This window comes from Phaeovulum molybdatiresistens (assembly GCF_023544865.1).
GTDB lineage: Bacteria > Pseudomonadota > Alphaproteobacteria > Rhodobacterales > Rhodobacteraceae > Pontitalea.
The window spans coordinates 13497-32829 of record NZ_JAMJFX010000028.1 but is presented as its reverse complement, the minus strand read 5'-3'; the positions used below and the strand labels follow the sequence as shown (position 1 = coordinate 32829).

Genomic DNA, 19333 nt, shown 5'->3' with positions numbered 1-19333 from the left:
CCGTCACTGAAGCTGTGGGATGACTCTGTCCAGGGAAAGGGAAACCTCGGCCATCAGCTGATTTGTGCAACAGAGCCTGTCTCTTGCCAAGTTGATAGGTGACTATTAATTAGGTTGCTAATAAATAGCAATGCAGTTGAGTGGATGTGCCAATGCAGGCCGAACCTGACATGATGCAAGTCTTTGCGCAGTCCGTTGGCGCCGTTGCGCGCCAATGGCGGCGGCAGCTGGACATGCGGTTTCGTCATCTGGACCTGACGCAGGCCCGCTGGAGCGTTCTGTTCGAACTGTCGCGCCATGAAGAGGCGACCCAGATAGAACTGGCGCGGACCCTCGGGATCGAGGGGGCCACTCTGGTCCGTCTGCTTGATGGACTTGAGAAGGCCGGCCTTGTGGAGCGCCGCCCTTGCCATCGGGATCGCCGGGCCAAGACGCTGCGTCTGACAGGCCAGGCAACCCCCCTGATACAAGAGATGAAGCGGATCGCCGCCGACAGCCGTGTCGCGTTACTGGCGGATGTTTCGGAAGAGGATCTGCGGATCGCAAACAGGGTTCTGAGCCAGGTTGCCGCGCGCTTGGAGACGATGAACGGTGAGTAGAATGGATGGAATCAAGCCGAACCTGGCAGGCATGACGCCCCCGGACACAGCGACCGATGCGCCGCCACATGCCGCGCGGCGGAGCCGGACGCGAAAGGTCCGTGTTCTTGCCGCCGTGGGCGTGATGGTTGGCATTTTCCTGTTGGCGGGCCCCTGGGTGATGGGTCTGTTTTCACAGGTCCATATCACGGATGCGCGCATCGGAGCCGCCGTCGTCAGGATTTCCAGTGAAGTGGCCGGACGGGTGACCGAACTGCCGGTCGCGATGGGCGACACCGTCGCCCCGGGTGACCTGCTTGCGCGCATCGACCTGGGCACCGCGCAGCTGCAACTGGATGCCGTGCAATCCAGGCTCGCGGCGGCGGATGCGCAGGTGGCCCAGGTCGAAGCCCAGAAGTCACTGCTTCAGGACCAACTTCGCGCCCGACATGAGGCGGCGCAGGCGGGCCTTTCGGCCGCCGAAGCGAACCATGAGGCGACCCTCGCGGTGCTGGGGAATGCCCAGAGCCGTTTCAACAGGGTCAGTCAGTTGGTCGATCGCAACATTTCCGCCCAGCAGGATCTTGATGACGCCCGTGTCGCCATGGATACGGCGCGCCAGCAGGAACGCGCTGCCCGCGCCGCGATCGAGGCCGCGACGGCGAATATTGCAAGCGTTACAGCGGATACCGCGCAGCTTGAGGTCCTCGATCGGCAGATTGCCACGATGATCGCAGAGCGCACGGGGATTGAGGTTGAACGCAGTCTGAAACAGATCGATCTTGCGCATCGCACGATCGCCGCCGATTTTCACGGGATCGTGGATGCGACATCGGTCGATGTCGGCGAATATGTGACGCCAGGCACCCGGCTGATCATGTATCATGCGCCCGATCGGGTCTGGATCGACGCGAATGTCAAGGAAACCGACCTCGCCAAGATCCGTCTGGGCTCAAAAGCCCGGATCACGGTCGATGGATACCCCGGCCAGACATTCATCGGCGCCGTGACGAATATCGGTGGTGTGGCCACCAGCCAGCTTGCCTTGCTGCCGAGCCCGAACCCGTCGGGCAATTTCACCAAGGTCACGCAACGTCTGCCGATCCGGCTGTCGATCGAGGCCGAGGGGACCGCGCTTCGTCCCGGCATGATGGTCGAGGTCCATGTCGATGTCGCAGGTTGATCGCTTTTTCGATCGCCACGGCCCCGCCTATAAATGGTATGCAACCGGGACGATCATGATCGCGACCATCTCGGTGGTTCTGTCCACGACCATCGTGAACGTGGCGATCCCGGCGGTGATGGGAGCCTTCGGGATCAGCGCTGTGCAGGCGCAATGGCTTTCGACCGGGTTCCTCGCCGCCATGACGGTCACCATGCTTCTGGCCGATTGGGCCGAACGCGCCTTTGGTGCACGACTGGCGATGAATGCCTCGATGGCGGTCTTTCTGGTCGGCTCTGTTCTTGGTGGACTGGCCCCGAATGAAACGGTCCTGACCTTGGCCCGCGTTGTGCAGGGGGCGGCGGCCGGCATCGTCCAGCCACTTGCGATGATCATGTTGTTCAAGGTCTTCCCACCCGACAAGCGGGGCGCTGCCATGGGGATCTATGGTGTGGGGGTCGTTCTGGCCCCCGCCTTGGGGCCTTGGGTCGGTGGCGTGCTGATGGATGCCTTCGACTGGCGCTTCGTCTTCTACCTGGGCCTGCCTTTCGCCGGGATCTCGATCCTGCTGTCAAATCTGTTTCTTCCCGGTCGTGAAGAGACGGGTCCCCGGCAGGGTTTCGACGTCGCCGGGGTCGCGATCCTGTCGGTGTTTCTTGCCACCCTGCTCAGCACCTTGTCGAACGGTCAAAGGATGGGGTGGGAGTCAAACCCGATCCTGCTGGGCTTTGCGGTTTCCGTCGCGGCGGGGCTGGCGTTCGTCGCATGGGAGATGCGCACCGCGAAGCCGATGCTCGATGTCAGAATTTTCGGCAATTTCGCCTTCGTTTCGGCCTCGGTCGTGTCGTTCATCCTCGGGGCAGGGCTGTTTGGCTCTACCTATCTGCTTCCGGTATTCGTCCAGCAGATCCAGGGAATGACGCCGACACAGGCGGGGTTATTGCTGATGCCTTCGGGCTTTGCAATGCTGGTCGTCTTCCCGATTGCGGGCAGGCTCTCGGATCGGGTGCCGGCGGCAGTGATGATCGCGATCGGGATGGCGATCTTTGCCGGGTCGTCCTGGCTGATGGCGGGCGCCGACGTCAACACGACCTTCTGGACCCTGGCCTGGTGGACCGTGGTGTCGCGCATCGGCCTGGGCCTGGTGTTTCCGGCCATCTCGACCGGGTCGCTGAACGTCTTGCCGCGCCATCTGCTTGGGCAGGGTTCCGGTGCCTCGAACTTCATCCGGCAATTGGGCGGTGCCTTCGGGGTGAATCTGCTGAGCGTGTTCATCGAACGGCGCACGATCCTGCATGCAGAGGCCTTTGCCGCAACCCAGACTACCGACAATGTCGCCACGATGGATCTTTTGCAGGGGGTCGCGGACCTCATGCAGCATGGCGGCGTTCCGGATCACCAGTTGCTGCCGGCGGCGACGTCATTCCTGGGCCAGACCATCACGATTCAGGCCTCGAACGCGGCCTTTCAGGATGGGTTCATCGTTGTCTTTGCGATCTTCATCCTCGCCCTCGTGCCAACCTGGTTCATGTGGCACGCGCGGCGGGGCGCGCCGGAATCGTGACACCACCAAAGGCCCCGGAAATCATGATCCGGGCGCCGCGCCTGATCACCTGTTCAGGAACGACAGGTGAATGTCGCTGCCGTATTTGCGCACGATCTCCTGCTTGGCTGCGTGAAACGCCTGGGCATCGCCGGACTTGCCGGACCTTTCCAGAATCCGGCGGGCCAGCTCGTCTGAAATCACGTCCATGAAAAGCTCGGCCAGCAGCAACCGTGCCGTATCACGAAAATACCCTCGCCCATCGACATAAAGCTGCACGGTGGGCGCAGTGGTATTGATGATGATCTTGCGCTTGTTCGGGTCGTAGATCGCCCGCGCCCTGTCACCCGGCAAAGCGCGGAATTCGTAGCCCATGAACATGTCGAGCCCGTGGTCGCGTGGAACCCGGCGTCTCCGCTCGGTTTTGACCGTGTCGCCGCGCGGATGTCCGGTCGCGTTTTCCGCGACCACGACCTCGCACCATGCCCAGTATGCGCCCGCCCGGACCGTGATCTCGCCGCGTGCTGGTTCATCGGCAACAACCGTCCATTCCAGACGCGTCTTGTCGGCCAAGTCCCGCAAGGACAGAGTGGCGGGCAAAGGTTCGAACCTCAGCGTCTCGGGCAGCGCACCATCGAACGTCAGCTCTGCATCGGCGGGAATCTGATCGGGGTCGATCAGCAGAGAGACCCGGAACGGATGCCCGACCTTGCGGTAGTAGAAGGGTGTGCTGAAGCGCAGCGCGGCTGTTGGATCAGCTTCTTGTGTGTCCGCGCCTGAGGGCAGCACGATGCCAAGGTCATGGGTGGCCGCCTGGCTCATGTGGTGCAGCAGGTTCTCGATCATGTGGCTGGTGCGATCCGAGGTCGAGGCCCGCTCCAGATGTTTGAGCTTTTCCTGTTCGGCAAGCACATGCGGCGCTATCATCCTGCTGACAGCACGACCGAAGGCCAGCACGAAGGGGTGCCTCTGGTTCAGGCCTTCCCGTTCGTCACTGATGATCGCCTCTCCCTTGCCCAGCTGCGCGATCAGGGCCGGGCAACGGACCGTGCCGAAAAGGTATTCCGTCCCGGTCTGGTTTTCATGCTCGAACAACTGACAATCGAGCGCAGCCATGCCCGAAATGACGACCAGACCGTTCGTGCGCTCGTCCCCTTTCAGCGTCAGTTCGACACCGATGGCCCGTTTGAGGGTGATCGTGAACGCGTAGTCCACACCGTCATGGCTGAAGGTCCCCGGCTGATCCGGCCCGAGCAGAACCGAGGCAGGAGGTTCCTCAAAGACCACGCGCCCGCTCCGCTCGATCACCTTGCGCTGCTGCAGGTTCAGCAACTCGATCTCGCGCCGCGCAAGGATGTCGCGCAGATAGATGTTGTCGCGCACGGCCGTGACCAGCGTCCTGAAAAGCGAGATATTGGCATGTGCATTCTCGACGACGATCGAAACCCTGGTGCCGTGTTCGATGATGCCAAGCCGGTCATGGTCGTGCGGCGTGGCCGCGCGGTCCCCGCCTCCGTCCTCATAGAGGTAGCCCCCGTTGTCGCCTCGAAAAAGCTCGATCCGAGAATATCTTCCGTCGCGGATCGTCTCGATCCAACCATGCCCAAGCCCATAAACGGCTTGCTTCAGTCCCCGCCCGAAATAGCCCCGACCGGTTCCCTCGCCGCGCGCAAGCGGACTGTGGGCTCCGCCATAGGTCAGAATGGCAGAGACACGTTCAAACGACATCCCCTCTGCCTGGTCCGTCAGGACCAGCAGCGCACCGGCGCGGTGCCGTTCGTATTCGATCTGGATCTGGCCGGTCGGGTGCCCGCCAGCCCGCTCCATCCGCGCATAGCTTTCGTCGCTGTTGGTGATCAGTTCGACCAAGGCCTTTTCCACCGAGGCAAAGCGTCGCGAGTCGATATCGATGACGCGCTGATCGACCGGGATAGAGCGAATTGCCATGCTGTTTATCTCACCTGCTTTATCAATTTGCCGCTTCACCGGCCTCGGCTTTTCCTTCAATCGCCAGGATCAAAGCGTAGCCCGTTCAGATTGGCAATCAGATGGTTGCCAGGCTGGTCGCCCGCCAGCAAAGACGTGGACAAGCGCACACTGCCAGTATCTGTTGTGGAGCAAAATCAAAAGATTACCCTACTTGGGCGCCATTTGAAGGCGGATGGTGGCGATGCCATATCTGGCCTGACCAGTTGACGAATGGCAGGGCTCGCCAAACCCCCACTTTATTCTTACCTGTTTCCCGCCTGCGCGGCCGATTAACCCGGCACCTCTGGTTCAGGTGAGCGTCTGTCGTCTTGCGTCCGGGTGAACCCGACATGAAAAAGCGGGGGTGACTTTCGTCACCCCCGCCTTGATAGTCACGCCTTCTGAACTTGCGTTCAGGCCAGCGCGAGGTTCGTCGCGGATTCCCGACCGTTGCGGTCGCTTTCCAGGTCGAACGTCACAGCCTGACCGTCATCCAGCTGACGGATCCCGGCGCGTTCCAGCGCGGACACATGGACGAACACGTCCTTGGAGCCCTGCGCCGGAGCGATGAAACCGAAACCCTTGGTGGCGTTGAACCATTTCACGGTGCCATTGGCCATCGTGATGTCTCCTCAATTATTTGCCACCCACATGATCGCGATGGCCCGGCCCAGTGTCGTCAGAGTCGCAACTGAAGCCGTAAGGAAACAGAAGGTCGAAAGAAGAAGCTTTGCTCTACCAAGGTGACCATCGGCACCCGTGATTGCAAGGCCCGGGTTGAAATAAACTCGAACCTTTGGCCGAACCTGTCACAGCCAGCGCTCGAACAGCCTGCGCAACACATACCCGCGAATGAGCGAGGTGCCGGTGAAGACAAGGCCGATATCGGCACGATCAGGCAGGGAACTGCAGCGCAACCTGTTGAAATCCGGTGGGACAGGGGATCTGGCGAAAAATGGCTGATGCGACATTGGCCCTGATACAGATCCATTTCTTCAAAGTTCGCTCTTGCCATATCAACCTCACCCAGTTCCTGTTCTACCTCACCGAGGTGGCTGAGGGCGATGGCGAGATCGCGCCGGGCTTGGGGATCCGGCTCGACGACCCTCTGCACCCGATCTTGGGCTCGCAAGAGGCCAGGGCAACAGCCCTGTCGCGCGGCGGTCCGGGACCGACGTCACGCAGACCGTCGGCTGGCACAGAGGGGATCATTCGAAACCTTCCTGAAGAACAGGGGCTCCGCTTCTTCCGCCCCGGCGATTGCTTGCTGCGGTGCAGCAGCCGCCGGGTCGGAAGAAGACCGGGCTGAAGAGAGGCAGCTGCACGCGCGTCCGCCCACCGGCGCTTGCCGAGGTCACGGTCCTCTCCGCGCGCTGGGACCACCAGCACCAAAGCGCCGAAAAGGCAGGGATGATCCGGGCGGACTTCTTGACCTCAGACCAAAGCGAGGTCGTTTTCCGGGAGAAACCCCATGAAAAACTGGTCTGAACCGTTCGACGCCCTGGTCGAACACATGCACTTGCATCGGAACGCATACTGTTGCGCCGCGCGTCTTCTTGGCGGGATGCGCGCGGAAAAGCGGACCGCGGCATTGATCGGAGATCTCATCAATGTACCACAGATGACCCGCCGCCTCGCGCGGGAACTGACTGCCCTCCACGATCTTCTTGCCCGTGGCCCGTCTGGCGAATGTGTGCCTGAAGAAACTGGTCGTTTTGCGGCTCTGGCTTCAGAAGCCTCGGTCGCTGCCGAGATCTGTCTGCTTGAGGAAAGCCTTGGTGAATGTCTTGCCGCGTTGTGTGAGGGAGGTCCGATTTCCGAGCTCGAACGCGCGGTGCAGGCGACCGATCAAGGCCGCAAGCTTTCCGGCGCCTGACATGATGACGACCGGCGCGATCCAAATCTGACAGGGGGTCGCGCCGGTGACCGGCAATGCGAAAGTTCAAAACGACCCCTAGTTGAAGCGGTCGTCTACCGAGCTCCTTGCCGGTCATCTTCGCTGGATGAACGGGTCGGACTCTCGATTGCACTGCAATGAACTTTAGCTGCCTCGTTGTCAGGTCCGGAAATGCATCCTTACACTCATGCTGCAATCGCGGATCCAGTTTGCACAATATTTTGCAGAAGATGTAAACCTGTGTATTTTTCTTTTGAAAACAGTTGGATGCCGCGCCCTTGTGCATCAAGGGCATCCCCGCCGTCCCGGTCCCGGATCGGCGAGAGCCGCAAGAGGCCCGTGCGAACCGGAGCGGTTGATTGAGGAATTCGTCAGCCAAGAGGGCGGGAATCCCGGCGATGCCCCGGCCCTGGCCCTGAAGGTGACGGCCGGGCGGCACGATCTCGACCACCCTGGTGGTGATGGCATGCAGCCGCGCCGCCGAAGATCCTGACCAGCCGGGGGCAAACCGTGGGATGGCCCGCTGGGTCATCGGTATCGAGCCGTCGGTGACCCATGAGGAGGGCCCTTCGCACCTGCTTGACACTCCTTCAGCGGGGCGCCATGGTCGCACCATAACCAGGGGTGCTCCGCTCGGGGCTGAGATGCGCAATGACGCGCGAACCCTTCACAGCTGATCCGGGTAATGCCGGCGGAGCGAGGAAAACATGTTCATCGGCGCGCAGGTGTCGCTTTATCCCATGACGTCGGATTTCGTCCGCGTCATCCTCTCGGGGCTTGAGGCCCTTTCCCCCTATCGCGACCAGTTGCGGATCGAGACGGATGATGTCTCGACCCTGATGGTGGGCGCGCCGGGGCCGTTGCTGGATGCGATCCGCGATCTGTTCGCCCGCACGGCGCGTGACCCCGCGCATGTGACCATGCATGTCACCCTGTCGCGCGGCTGCCCCGGCGAACCTGACGAGCCCGCCTGCCGCTGTGATATCCTGTCGGTGGCGCAGGCCTTGCCGCTGGCTGAACGGCAGGCGCTGGCCCTGGCCGAAGTTGCTCGCGCGCCGGTCATGGGGGTCGAAATCGACGTGCAATTCTCGCTTTATGTGCTGGGGCAGGATCGCCACATGGACGAGATCTATGGCTGCATCGACTTCCTGAAATCCTCGGGCACGTTCCTGCGGTCCAAGAATTTCTGCACGCGGCTGCGGGGCGATGCGGGCGCGGTGTTTGAAACCGTGCGCCAGGCGTTTCTGCGTTTTGGCCCGGCGGAAGGCCATGTCACCATCGACCTGACGGCGTCGGCCAACAGCCCCTCGGCGCGCTGAGCCGCTACGGGAGGGTTGGATGCTGTCGCGCGTTCTGGCGCCGCTGGCGCTGTTTGCTACCCTTCTGGCCGGGTGGGAGGTGTATTGCCGCCTGTCGGGGGTGTCTGCGCTGGTCCTGCCGGCGCCTTCGGGTGTTCTGGGCGCCCTGATCCTGAACCGGGCCGAGATTGGCGCCCATGCGCTGGCCACGGCGGGTGTCGCCACGTTGGGGTTTTCGCTGTCGGTGGGTTTTGCGCTGATAACCTCGGTTCTGCTGCATTTCCTGCCGCGGGCGGAACGGGCGTTGATGCCGGTCTTCGCGGCAAGCCAGACCGTGCCGCTGGTGGCGCTGGCGCCGCTGATGATCCTGTGGTTCGGTTTTGGGCTATTGCCCAAGGTGCTGCTGGTCATTCTGGTGACCTTCTTTCCGATGCTGCTAAGCCTGCTGTCGGGCTATCGCCAGACGCCGCAGGCGTTTCGCGACCTGCTGGCCTCGATGGGGGCGGGGCGGTGGGCGGTGTTTTGGCGCGCGACGCTGCCCTCGGCCCGGGCGAGCTTTCTGGCCGGGCTGCGGATTTCCGCGACCTATGCCATCGTCGCGACGATCTTTGCCGAATATGCCGGGGCGCGCCGGGGCCTGGGCATTTATATCCTGGCCGCCAAGAACAACTTTCGCGCCGATCTGGTGCTGGCGGCGGTGGTGGTTTCGGCCTTGTTGACGCTGACGCTGCTGGCTCTGCTGCGGCTGTTGGACCGGCTGACGGCGCGCGGCCCCGAGGTGCGGCGCGATGCTTGAGATCCGGGGCCTGACCATCAGCACAGGCAGGCGCGATCTGGTCCGCGACCTGTCGCTGCGCCTGCCCGACAGGGGCATCACCGCGCTGATCGGGCCGTCGGGCTGCGGCAAGACATCGGTGCTGAAATGGCTGGCGGGGATCCTGCCGGGCGAATTGCGGGCAAGCGGGCAGGTGCTGCTGGATGGCGCGCCGATCCGGCCGCCCCATGCCGCGCTTGGCTATCAGCCGCAAAGCGATGCGCTGTTTCCCTGGCTGACATTGGCGGAAAACGCGGCTTTGGGCCTGACCGTCGCAGGTCTTTCGCGCCGCGCGGCGCTGGCGCGGGTGACGCCGCTGTTCGCGCCCTTCGGTCTTGCCGGGGCCGAGGCGCTGTTTCCCGCGCAGGTTTCGGGCGGGATGCGCCAGCGCGCGGCCTTCCTGCGCACGATCACCCGGGACAGCCGCCTTGTCCTGCTGGACGAGCCATTCTCGGCGCTGGATGCGGTGACGCGGCTGCGGATGCAGGACTGGCTGATGGACCGGCTGCGCGCCCAGCCACGCGGTGTGTTGCTGGTGACCCATGACCTGCACGAGGCGACCCGCTTGGCCGATCGCATCCTTGTGATGGCCACGGGCCCCGGCCGCATCCTGCGCGAAATCCCGATCACCATACCCCAAGACCGGCGCGACGAGGCCGCCATGGCCCCTTTGCGCGAAACCCTGAAAATCCTGTTGCTGGAGGACCCACCCCGATGATCCGCCCCCTTCTTCTTGCCACCCTGCTGGCCCTGCCGCTTCCGGCGCTGGCCGAGAAAGTTACCATCGCGCTGGATTGGACGCTGAACACCAACCACATCGGCCTGATCGTCGCGCGCGACCGGGGGTTTTATGCCGCGGCCGGGCTAGAGGTCGACATCCTGCCCTATTCCGACACCAGCTCGGCTGCGCTGCTGGCCTCGGGGGCGGCGGATTTCGGTTATCTGACCTCGCTTGGCTTCCTGATGGCCAAGGCCGGTGGCGCGCCGCTGACCGCGCTTTGGGCGACCATGCAGCATGAAACCGGGCGGCTGGTCTATAATTCCGACAATGCCGCGATCACCCGGCCCGCCGATCTGTCGGGCAAGACCTATGCCGGGTTCGGCAGCGCCTGGGAGGCGGCCTTGATCGGCACGATGATCCGCAATGACGGCGGCGATCCGGTCTGGGATACCGTCACCCTTGGCACCGGCGCCTATGAGGCGCTGGCCACCGGCGCGGTTGATTTCACGCTGGAAGTTGCCACCTGGGAAGGCGTGAACGGCCAGCTTCTGGGCCGCAAGCAATCGGCCTTCCGCTATGCCGATTATGGCATCCCCGACCAGCACAATGGCTATATCGCCACCCGGGATGAGGTTCTGGAGGCTGCCCCCGAAATGGTCACCGCCTTCATGCGCGCCACGCAGGCGGGCTATGACTGGGCGGCCGACAACCCGGCCGAGGCGGCCAGGATCCTGATCGCGGCGGGTGATTTCCCCAACCCCGCGCTGGTCGAGGGGTCGATGCAGGCCATCGTCGCGGGCGGCTATTTGCGCGACGGCGATGCCCCCGTGGGCCGGATCGACCCCGCGCGGTTCACAACGATGGCGCGGTTCCTGTTCGACAGCGGCGTGCTGAAGGATGCGGGCGGCGCGGCGCTGGTCTGGCCGGGCGATGTGTCGGGCTGGTTTGATCAAGGCTGGATGGCGCAATGATCCTTAACGCCGTCCTCTTCGGCCACGGCAGCCACGAGGCGGCCTGGCGTGCGCCCGACGCGCGCGCCACCGCGCCGCTGGAACTGGCCCATTGGCTGGCCTGCGCCCGCGCGGCCGAGGCAGCGGGCTTTGACGGGCTGTTCCTGGGCGATATCCTGTGCCTGCAGGACCGGCCCGAACATCACCCGTCCGAGACGGTTGATCCGTTCATGGTGCTGGCCGCGCTGGCCGGGGCGACCGAGAGGCTGCGGCTGACCGGCACCGCCTCGACCAGTTTCAATCACCCCTGGCACCTGGCCCGCCGCATCCTGTCGCTGCACCACCTGTCGGGCGGGCGGGCCGGATGGAACATCGTCACCTCCTCCTATCCGCAGGAGGCTGCGAATTTCGGCTGGGACGAGATGCCCGCGACGGCCGACCGCTACGCCCTGGCCGAGGATGTGGTGCAGGCCGTCCGCGCGCTTTGGGCCCAGTGGGATGGGGTGGAAAGGGTCGCAGACAAGGCTTCGGGCCGGTATCTTAGCCGCGCGCCGGATCAGACGGCCCATCGGGGCCGCTATGGCGCGACCGGCGGGCCCGTGAACCTGTCGCCCGCGCCGCATGCCCGGCCGCTTCTGGCGCAGGCGGGGTCATCGGCCGAGGGCATGGCCTTCGCCGCCCGCCATGCCGACCATGTCTTTACTGTCCAATCCGACATGGCCTCTGCCAAAGCCTTCCGCGCCCCGATCCGCGCCGGGGCTGCCGCCGCGGGCCGCGATTCTGATGCGGTCAAGGTTCTGCCCGGTGTTGTCGCCTTTATCGCTGAAACCCGGGAAAAGGCCGAGGCACAGCTGCAAACCCTGACCGACAGGATCGGGCTGGATCACCTGCTTGTCAAACTTGGCCGCTTCACCGGCCTGTCATTTGACGGCTTTGACCTTGACCGTGAACTGCCCTTCGGCCCGGATGACCTGCAGGAAAACCGGTTCAGCAATTCCCGCGCGCATCTGCTGCTAGCCGAGGCGCGGCGGAACCGCCTGACGCTGCGCCAACTGATCGCGCGTTTTGCAGCCGGGCGCGGGCATCTGTTGCTGGTGGGCACCGGGGCCGATGTGGCCCGGGTGCTGAAAGACTGGGTCGCTGAGGGCGCAGCCGACGGCTTCAACATCATGCCGCCCGAACTGCCGCAGGACATTGCTACCTTTGGCAAGCATGTGATGCCCCACTTGCGCGGGGGCGTGGGCTGACGGCGGTGTCCTGTGCGCGATGCAATTGTTTTGTCGCAGCACAGACCTTCTACGTTCCGCCCTTCGTGACGTCGGTGCCGCATCAAGCCATAGCCCCTTCGTCAACGTCGCGCGATTTCCCGCTTCTGTCACGATTTCCCCGGGATGGGCACAAAGGCCCCCAAACAGAACGCCGATGAGTGTTTGGGAGCCTTTGTGCTTCTGGCGAGGATTGCCCGCCCGTGTCGTGATTTGCCCGCCCGGGCTTGTGCGAATGCCGCCGATCATGCTCGCCACCAGCCAGCTGAAAGGGTCAGGCCAAGGCTCTGTTCCAGCCAGTCGGCCACATCCCGGGGGTTTGCACGGACCGAGCCAAAGACCGCCCGCGTGGGCATGCCATCCGCAATCCACCGCTCGACGCTGCGCGGGCTGACATTCAGCGCCTGGGCGATGCGGTGCTTGGTCAGCAGCGGCAGCTTGTAGCGATCCGCCCGCGCGCCACGGGGCAGGGGGCCGCGCTCGCAGGCCCAGATGTCGGGCCAAGCCAGCCGGTAGCGCCGGTTGATCCGCTCTGCGTGCAAGTCGCCGGTCTTGATCTTGCGTCGCAGCGTGTCGGGCGAAAGATCCCAATGCGCGGCGGGGTCTTCCGAGGTGAGCATTTTCTCCTCCGATTTCAGGCGGAGGGGAAATGGGTCCAGAAGGGGCCGGGCGGTAATCTTGAGGACTTCAGACCTTGCTGTGCCCCTTGGGTTCAGGCGGCGGGATTGCAGCGGGGCATTCCGGCGCGCAACCAGGCAGCGAAAGCCGCCTCCGCACCCGCGTTGGCACGCGAAGATGTTTTCGGGGCAGATCCGCCGGCCGAAGAAATCTCACCAGGCGACGCAGGATTCTCACGAAGGGCCAGACAAGCCCCTGGCAGAAAACGCTGAATCGGCCCTGAAACCTTGGAAAGGTAAGAAAGTACAGAAAAGAGCCGGCGCGCCGGCCTTTCGGGATTTCATCCCGGGTTCCGTAGGCTGGGGCGGGGTCGGGACGCGGGGCTGAACGGGATCACTGGGGCGGGGTCGGACTGATCCTGATCAGGAGAAAACACCCCTCAGGGCCCTCACGGCTTTGTGAAGCCGTCACTGGTGGCAAGAGATCCAGCTTCAGCCTGTGGCGCGCTGATGCCACCGCAACACAGGAGCCTTGCCATGATGGCCAGCCATGAACGCAGCCGCTGCGACGGCCTGACCTGTGGAATGCGCCGCAAGGCGTATCTTGCCCGTCCGCTGAGCTTCGAAGATCTGGCCCATGCGCAGTTTGAGGCACTTATCCATGCGATGGCAGAGCATATTCTGCAGAATCCGGATTTTTATGCCGATTATGTCTTCTGGTGCCGATACGCGGCGTTTCACAAGATGACCGACATCGACATTCTGGATGGCCTCGCGGGGCTCTGGGTCGATCCGGCGCTTCGGGCAAACGGCGGGAAAGCTGCAGTGCCGGCTCTGTGCAGGGCGCTCTTTGAGCTTGAAAGACTGAAGTGGAAAAACGCGGATTTCGATGTGAAGGAGGCAGGACGGGTCCTCATCGAGGTGAGCCTGAGGGATGGGCTCCTGTCGATCCGAAAGCCCGCTGAAGTCTCCAGGAAGCGGTCGTGCTGAACGCAGTGTTTGCCCGCCAGATTTCCCCGAAGTCACCTTGCGATGGCGCAGATCGCCGACAGCCTCGGCGTTCTGCGCCGGATCGGGACGATGTTGGCCGGGGGCGCTGCCCGACCAGGATCACCACCCCGGGACCACAATGCCTGCTTCCGCGGCACAGGCGATCGACCGTTCCTGCGCGAAGATCGCAGAAATTTCCCCGATCCGCTTTCGCGTCCGAAAATCCGGCCAATATCCCCCGCAAGGGCCCAGCACGGGCGGTTTCGAACAGGATCCCCATGACCATTTAGCCCGAGCGCGTTTTTGACGACTGACGTCTGCCTGCGGCGCTGTTCGCGCTCCGGGAGGGTGGCCTGCAGGCCGAAAACAAACCTTGAAATCGGCCGCCGCGTCGACCGTTTTATCCAGAGGAGAAAGCCATGGGGCTCGACGTTTCGATCGGAATCTTGGGGAAAAAGACATCCATTCTCTACCTTCGAAATCACCGGAGGTTCTTCAGCCTGCTCTGCATGCCGCAGCCGCCGGAACTTGATCCAGACTCCAGCGATTTTCTGATCACCCCCGCGATGATCGCGCGTGTCGAAGCCCGGTTGCAGGCTGATTTCGAGGAAGCCGGCCTGCAAGCCGATACCGTGCCCGACAGCCTGCCCGACAGTTTTGGCTGGCTGGACGCTGAGGGCACGCCATGGACGGAACTGCTGCCCTATTATCTGTGCATTACCACACTCCTGAACGCCAAGCTGGCGCGGCATGGGGTTCTGGTGTGTGGCTGGAGCGTGTAGGCCACGGTTGACGGCGTCCCGGATGTCGGTTGGCACTTGGCATCCGTCCCTTGCATCGGCTGCCCCTCACTGCGTGGTTTCCCGGCCGTTTTTTAGCATTGGACTGAGGCAGGGGCCGCCGCCCGATTCGTCCGTGCGGCGGCTTCATACGCTCAGGCCCGGCCCTGCGGATGTATGGCGGCGAGGGCCAGCGCCATCAAGTTCCTGCCGGATTTGCGCTGGTGATCGGCCTCGGTGATTGCCGCAAGAAGGCCGCAGGCCTGCGCCCAGGCGGCGGCGCGGTTGGGCAGGGGCGCGGCGCCCGGTGTTCCGATAACGTCAGCCACGCCGGGCGGCACTTTCTTCAGCCCGATGTCCGCGATCCAGCCTCCCGCGCGGTCTTGATAGACCACCAGCGCTTCGAGGTTTGTCACGCGCAGATGCGGCATGATCAGGATACCCGCGACGGTTTCGGGCGAGAGCGGCGGGATTTCCCCGCCGGCGCTGCGCAGCCCGCGCGCGGTGGTGAGGGCCTGTTTCAGGGCGGTTTTGCCCTCGCGGATCTGCCGGGGGGAATAACGGTCGTTGAGCATGGGAAACTCCATTGCGTGGTGGAAACGGTTCAGGGAAGGGACGGGGCCGCAATCTTGTGCAGCGGCCCCGTCCGGGATCAGGTCGGGCTGGGGATCACGACTGCGGGGCGCGCAGGGCGGCGATTTCTGCTTCGGCAGCGATCAGGTCGGTGACGCGCAAGGATCGGTCGTAGGCCTCGCCGATTGCCTGCAGCATCGTGCCGAGGATTTCCTCAGGGCTTTGCGTGTCGAGCAGGTAGCGCGCGGCCTCGATGAAGGCCGACAGGTCTGCGCGCGCTACGTCGCTCAGGATGCGGCGCCCGGTGACATGGCGCTCGACCGCGCGGAGTTCGGCGCGCAGGGCTGCTTGCGTGTCGGGCTCAAGACCCGGGGTCAGTGAGAGCGCTTCGCGCGCGTGATCCAGCGCATCGGCGGTCATGTCCGCCAGGCGCGTGGTCTCGGACAGCTTGCGCTCGGGGGTGAGCAGAACGACGCGGTGGCTGTTCTGGGTCGGGACGGTCATCGGATACATCGTGGATGTCCTTTCGATGCAGGTTGGGGGGAGAAAGAGGGCAGGGTGGTCGCCCAGCCTTCTGGGGGTGCTCATCACATCCCCCTCATGCGGCTGCCGAAGCTCGGTCCGGGTGGCGCGCAACCGCAAGCCGCCACCCGGAGCGATCTTCAGGCCCGCCCTTGCGCGCAGCGGACGGCGTCCCGGATCCGCCGGCGCAGGGCCTGCAGCCGGTTCATCGCCTCCGGCGTCAGCCAGCCGAGCACCGGCGCGCCGACATCCGGGCTGCGGGCAAAGCGGCTGTTGCGATCTGAGACGATGAGCCGTTTCGCCCCGAGGAAGACGGTCGGTCCGGTCAAGACGCCGCCCTGCATTGCCGCCGAAGGGGTTATTTTCAGATCGAAGGGTCCGCGCCGGCGGCCGGGCAGCAGGGAGATGTCGGGGGCGAGCGTCACGAAGCGCTTCCCGGCGTGGAAGGCGACCTCAAGAACGAGGCAAGGCCGGGCCGTGTCGGGGCCAACTTCCATCGGGAAGCGAAAGGCCACAATCGCGCCGGGGCGCAACTCCAGGGTCGGGGGCGCGCCGGAACGCGTGTCTGCGCCGCCGCGCAGGTCGGTCGTGTCGAGCATGGAAAACTCCAGGGCTGAGAGGAAACGACCCGCAACCCCGAATTCCCCAAGTGTCGGGGTCTTCGCCTTCGGTCGCGCGTCATCCGGCGCGCGCGAGCGAAGGCGAAGAGGCCCGATCAACACTTTTCATACCTTTTTGCTGAGGTTCTGCTGAAGGCAACGAAACCAAGTTGGGCAAGGGCCCGGCCTACTCATTCATTACGAATCGCGGAGCACAACAACCGAATAATCAGGGTCTTACTGCTTTCTAGATTGTTCAGTCCCGACATCCAGTGGACTGGTCTGGTCCCGAAGTACGGACCTTTCAAATGTATTCGTGGGGCGTGAGGCGAGCAAGCCGACGGCCAGTGCATTGTGCAAGACCATGGTGGCACCGATTTGCGGCTTGTGCGGGCTGACCCGCGTATCCCTCGGGTCAGCCTTGGCAGTGCTTTTGTGTAGGGCCGATGGTCGCGGCCGACCGCGGCTGATCAGGGCTTCCAGCGATCTGGATGGGCAGCCTGCACAGCGGGCATGCCCTCCAGAACCTCAAGCACCGCGCGGATGCGGGGGTAAGGGCCAAGGTCCACGCCCCAGCGCCGCGCGTTGTAGATCTGGGGCACAAGGCAGATATCGGCAAGGCTGATGCGGTCGCCGTGGCACAATGGGCCGGTGGCAGGGTGGTCCAGCATCTGGTCGACCGCAGCCAACCCTTGGGCGATGAAATGCTGCATCCAGGCCTCGGTGCTTATCGCGGCGCCCGACGCCTCACCCGCGAAGCGCGCGACGCGCAGGTTGCAGACCGCATGGATTTCCATCGCGATGGCATAGGCCAGGGCGCGCACGCGGGCGCGGCCCACGGGGTCCTTGGGCAGGAAGCCCGCCGCGCGGGTCTCATCCAGGTATTCGAGGATCGCAAGCGATTGCGTCAGCAGTTGCCCGTCGATGTCGAGCGTCGGGACAAGGCCCTGCGGGTTGCGCGCGAGATTGTCGGCGCCGCGCTGCTCGCCCGCCAGAAGATCGACCGCGACGCTGTCATAGGATTCGCCCAGATGCGCCAGGGCGATCCGCAGCCGATAGGCCGCGGAAGAGCGCCAGTAGTCGTAAAGAACCGTCATAGCTTGTCTTTCATGATAGTGCTCAGCGCCGTGTCAAACTGGTCGACGTCGGGGCCAAGCAGCGCCTTCAGCTCTGCCTGAAAGGTGTTGGCCATCGGGATCAGCTTGTCCATTAGCGCGCGGCCCTTGTCGGTCAGCGACAGCGACACAAGGCGCCGGTCATCCGGGTTCACGACCTTGGTGATCATGCCGTCCGCCTCAAGGCGCGAGGCGGCGCGGCTGACCTTGGATTTTTCCATGTCGACCCGCGCCTCGATTTCCCGGACCGAGACCTCGCCCTCATGCAGCAGATGGGCCATCACCCGCCATTCCGACACGCTTAGCCCGGTTTCGGCCATGTAGCGCCGTTCAAAAGCGCGGCTGACCCGCGCGGCGGCGACGGCAAGGCGATAGGGCAGGAAATCGTTCAGGGCAAAAGGGGGCATGTATACTCATCCGGTTTTGTTCGCGTGCCAGTTCTTCACAGCTTGGGCGGCCAATCAACCTTGACTTTGTTGCAAGTGCAATGAATAACCGCACCATCGCAGTCAAGGGGAGGGAGACCCTGATGAGCATTTCCGATCTGCCGCGCGGCATGATCCGCGCCGCCTCTGTTGCTGGCCCGCACGAAGGCTACATGCCCGGGTTCGGCAATGATTTTGAAACCGAGGCTCTGGCCGGCGCGCTGCCGCAGGGCATGAACTCGCCGCAGAAATGCAACTACGGGCTTTATGGCGAACAGCTTTCGGGCACGGCCTTCACCGCGCCGAGCCACCAGAACGAGCGGACCTGGTGCTACCGCATCCGCCCGAGCGTGAAGCACACCCATCGCTTCCGCAAGATCGACGTGCCGCACTGGAAATCGGCGCCCTGCATCGATCCGGAGATCATCAGCCTGGGCCAGTATCGCTGGGATCCGCTGGCCGTTCCGGCCGAGCCGCTGACCTGGATCACCGGCATGCGCACAATGACCACCGCGGGTGACGTTAACACCCAGACCGGCATGGCGAGCCATATCTATCTGGTGACCGAGTCGATGAAGGACGAGTATTTCTTCTCGGCCGACAGCGAATTGCTGGTGGTCCCGCAAGAAGGCCGCCTGCGCTTCTGCACCGAGCTGGGCGTCATCGACCTTGAGCCGAAAGAGATCGCGATCCTGCCGCGCGGGCTGGTGTACCGAGTCGAGGTTCTGGAAGGCCCCTGCCGCGGCTTTGTTTGTGAAAACTACGGCCAGAAGTTCGACCTGCCGGGCCGCGGCCCGATCGGCGCCAACTGCATGGCGAACCGGCGCGACTTCAAGACGCCTGTGGCGGCCTTCGAGGATCGTGAAGTGCCCTCGACCGTCACGGTGAAGTGGTGCGGCCAGTTCCACGTGACCGAGATCGGCCATTCGCCGCTGGACGTGGTGGCCTGGCACGGCAACTATGCGCCCTGCAAATACGACATGCGGACCTATTGCCCGGTCGGCTCGATCCTGTTCGACCATCCCGACCCGTCGATCTTCACCGTGCTGACCGCGCCCTCGGGTGTGGAAGGGACGGCCAACATCGACTTCGTGCTGTTCCGCGAACGCTGGATGGTGGCCGAGAACACCTTCCGCCCGCCATGGTACCACAAGAACGTCATGTCGGAACTGATGGGCAACATCTACGGCCAGTATGACGCCAAGCCGCAGGGCTTTGTTCCGGGCGGGATGAGCCTTCACAACTGCATGCTGCCGCACGGGCCGGACAAGAACGCCTTCGAAGGCGCCTCGAACGCCGATCTGAAGCCCGAAAAGCTGGACGAGACCATGAGCTTCATGTTCGAGACCCGCTTCCCGCAGCATCTGACGCCCTTCGCGGCGCAGGCGGGCCACCTGCAGGAAGATTACATTGACTGCTGGGGCAGCCTGGAGAAGAAGTTCGACGGCACGCCCGGGGTGAAGTGACGCTTGGGGGCTTTGCCCCCACTCCCCCGAGTGTTTCGGCCAAGAAAAGAT

Annotated in this window: 22 protein-coding genes and 1 riboswitch; of the genes, 13 read left to right on the top strand and 9 right to left on the bottom strand. The window is 63.8% G+C overall.

The genetic code is table 11. From position 1 onward, the window contains the following. The first annotated feature begins 170 nt into the window (after positions 1–170). From MXB90_RS15165 to MXB90_RS15155, 3 genes are read left to right on the top strand one after another with little or no spacing between them, the layout of a single operon-like run. Positions 171–599 (top strand): MarR family transcriptional regulator, encoded by a 429-nt coding sequence (locus MXB90_RS15165; RefSeq protein WP_250046257.1) that lies wholly within the window; start codon positions 171–173, stop codon positions 597–599. A gap of 1 nt (position 600) precedes the next feature. After that, positions 601–1761: an HlyD family secretion protein gene (locus tag MXB90_RS15160; protein ID WP_250046251.1), complete on the top strand. Its 1161-nt coding sequence runs from the start codon at positions 601–603 to the stop codon at positions 1759–1761. Continuing rightward, positions 1748–3304 (top strand): DHA2 family efflux MFS transporter permease subunit, encoded by a 1557-nt coding sequence (locus tag MXB90_RS15155; RefSeq protein WP_250046250.1) that lies wholly within the window; start codon positions 1748–1750, stop codon positions 3302–3304. Before MXB90_RS15160 ends, MXB90_RS15155 begins: the two co-directional genes overlap by 14 nt. 45 nt (positions 3305–3349) lie before the next feature. Here MXB90_RS15155 and MXB90_RS15150 read toward each other — a convergent pair whose 3' ends face one another. From MXB90_RS15150 to MXB90_RS17870, 3 genes are all read right to left on the bottom strand, one after another. Continuing rightward, positions 3350–5269, bottom strand: coding sequence for an ATP-binding protein (locus tag MXB90_RS15150; protein ID WP_250046248.1), 1920 nt, complete (start codon positions 5267–5269; stop codon positions 3350–3352). Positions 5270–5664: 395 nt separating this feature from the next. After that, complete coding sequence (locus tag MXB90_RS15145) at positions 5665–5871, bottom strand: cold-shock protein (protein ID WP_103332067.1); 207 nt, start codon at positions 5869–5871, stop codon at positions 5665–5667. A gap of 189 nt (positions 5872–6060) precedes the next feature. Next, complete coding sequence (locus tag MXB90_RS17870; RefSeq protein ID WP_462982312.1) at positions 6061–6168, bottom strand: DUF7220 family protein; 108 nt, start codon at positions 6166–6168, stop codon at positions 6061–6063. 38 nt (positions 6169–6206) lie between these two features. Here MXB90_RS17870 and MXB90_RS15140 point away from each other — a divergent pair, with 38 nt between their 5' ends. The 7 genes from MXB90_RS15140 to MXB90_RS15110 all read left to right on the top strand — a co-directional run bounded on the left by MXB90_RS15140 (position 6207) and on the right by MXB90_RS15110 (position 12178). Next, a complete protein-coding gene (locus MXB90_RS15140) occupies positions 6207–6560 on the top strand; it encodes a hypothetical protein (RefSeq protein WP_250046247.1) in 354 nt (117 codons plus the stop codon). A gap of 162 nt (positions 6561–6722) precedes the next feature. Further along, on the top strand, positions 6723–7127 hold the full coding sequence (locus MXB90_RS15135) for a hypothetical protein (protein WP_250046246.1): 405 nt from the start codon (positions 6723–6725) through the stop codon (positions 7125–7127). Positions 7128–7758: 631 nt separating this feature from the next. After that, a riboswitch (TPP riboswitch) is annotated at positions 7759–7865 on the top strand. Next, complete coding sequence (locus MXB90_RS15130; RefSeq protein WP_250046245.1) at positions 7856–8467, top strand: Ykof family thiamine-binding protein; 612 nt, start codon at positions 7856–7858, stop codon at positions 8465–8467. Its footprint overlaps the riboswitch before it by 10 nt. Before the next feature lie 19 nt (positions 8468–8486). Then, on the top strand, positions 8487–9242 hold the full coding sequence (locus MXB90_RS15125) for an ABC transporter permease (protein WP_250046244.1): 756 nt from the start codon (positions 8487–8489) through the stop codon (positions 9240–9242). Then, a complete protein-coding gene (locus MXB90_RS15120; RefSeq protein WP_250046243.1) occupies positions 9235–9978 on the top strand; it encodes an ABC transporter ATP-binding protein in 744 nt (247 codons plus the stop codon). Before MXB90_RS15125 ends, MXB90_RS15120 begins: the two co-directional genes overlap by 8 nt. Next, on the top strand, positions 9975–10952 hold the full coding sequence (locus MXB90_RS15115) for an ABC transporter substrate-binding protein (RefSeq protein WP_250046242.1): 978 nt from the start codon (positions 9975–9977) through the stop codon (positions 10950–10952). Before MXB90_RS15120 ends, MXB90_RS15115 begins: the two co-directional genes overlap by 4 nt. Next, entirely contained in the window at positions 10949–12178 is a 1230-nt protein-coding gene (locus tag MXB90_RS15110) for an NtaA/DmoA family FMN-dependent monooxygenase (protein WP_250046241.1), read from the top strand. The genes MXB90_RS15115 and MXB90_RS15110 overlap by 4 nt, the downstream gene beginning before the upstream one ends. Before the next feature lie 263 nt (positions 12179–12441). Here the strand turns inward: MXB90_RS15110 and MXB90_RS15105 are convergent, their stop codons facing one another. Continuing rightward, positions 12442–12816: a helix-turn-helix domain-containing protein gene (locus tag MXB90_RS15105; RefSeq protein ID WP_250046239.1), complete on the bottom strand. Its 375-nt coding sequence runs from the start codon at positions 12814–12816 to the stop codon at positions 12442–12444. Between the two features lie 534 nt (positions 12817–13350). Here MXB90_RS15105 and MXB90_RS15100 point away from each other — a divergent pair. Beyond that, entirely contained in the window at positions 13351–13803 is a 453-nt protein-coding gene (locus MXB90_RS15100) for a hypothetical protein (RefSeq protein WP_250046237.1), read from the top strand. Positions 13804–14312: 509 nt separating this feature from the next. Further along, on the top strand, positions 14313–14585 hold the full coding sequence (locus MXB90_RS15095) for a hypothetical protein (protein ID WP_250046236.1): 273 nt from the start codon (positions 14313–14315) through the stop codon (positions 14583–14585). A 152-nt stretch (positions 14586–14737) separates the two neighbouring features. On the opposite strand, the gene MXB90_RS15090 is transcribed toward MXB90_RS15095, so the two are convergent. The 5 genes from MXB90_RS15090 to MXB90_RS15070 form a co-directional block, all read right to left on the bottom strand. Further along, a complete protein-coding gene (locus MXB90_RS15090; RefSeq protein ID WP_250046234.1) occupies positions 14738–15157 on the bottom strand; it encodes a hypothetical protein in 420 nt (139 codons plus the stop codon). Between the two features lie 94 nt (positions 15158–15251). Then, a complete protein-coding gene (locus MXB90_RS15085) occupies positions 15252–15668 on the bottom strand; it encodes a hypothetical protein (RefSeq protein WP_250046233.1) in 417 nt (138 codons plus the stop codon). Positions 15669–15817: 149 nt separating this feature from the next. Beyond that, positions 15818–16276 carry a hypothetical protein gene (locus MXB90_RS15080; RefSeq protein WP_250046232.1) on the bottom strand — a complete coding sequence of 153 codons (459 nt, stop codon included), beginning with the start codon at positions 16274–16276 and terminating at the stop codon, positions 15818–15820. 470 nt (positions 16277–16746) lie between these two features. Continuing rightward, entirely contained in the window at positions 16747–17373 is a 627-nt protein-coding gene (gene maiA / locus MXB90_RS15075) for a maleylacetoacetate isomerase (RefSeq protein ID WP_250046231.1), read from the bottom strand. Further along, a complete protein-coding gene (locus MXB90_RS15070) occupies positions 17370–17798 on the bottom strand; it encodes a MarR family winged helix-turn-helix transcriptional regulator (RefSeq protein WP_250046230.1) in 429 nt (142 codons plus the stop codon). Before MXB90_RS15070 ends, maiA begins: the two co-directional genes overlap by 4 nt. A 122-nt stretch (positions 17799–17920) precedes the next feature. Between MXB90_RS15070 and hmgA the strand changes: the two genes are divergently transcribed. After that, a complete protein-coding gene (gene hmgA, locus MXB90_RS15065) occupies positions 17921–19282 on the top strand; it encodes a homogentisate 1,2-dioxygenase (protein WP_250046229.1) in 1362 nt (453 codons plus the stop codon). Positions 19283–19333: the final 51 nt, after the last annotated feature.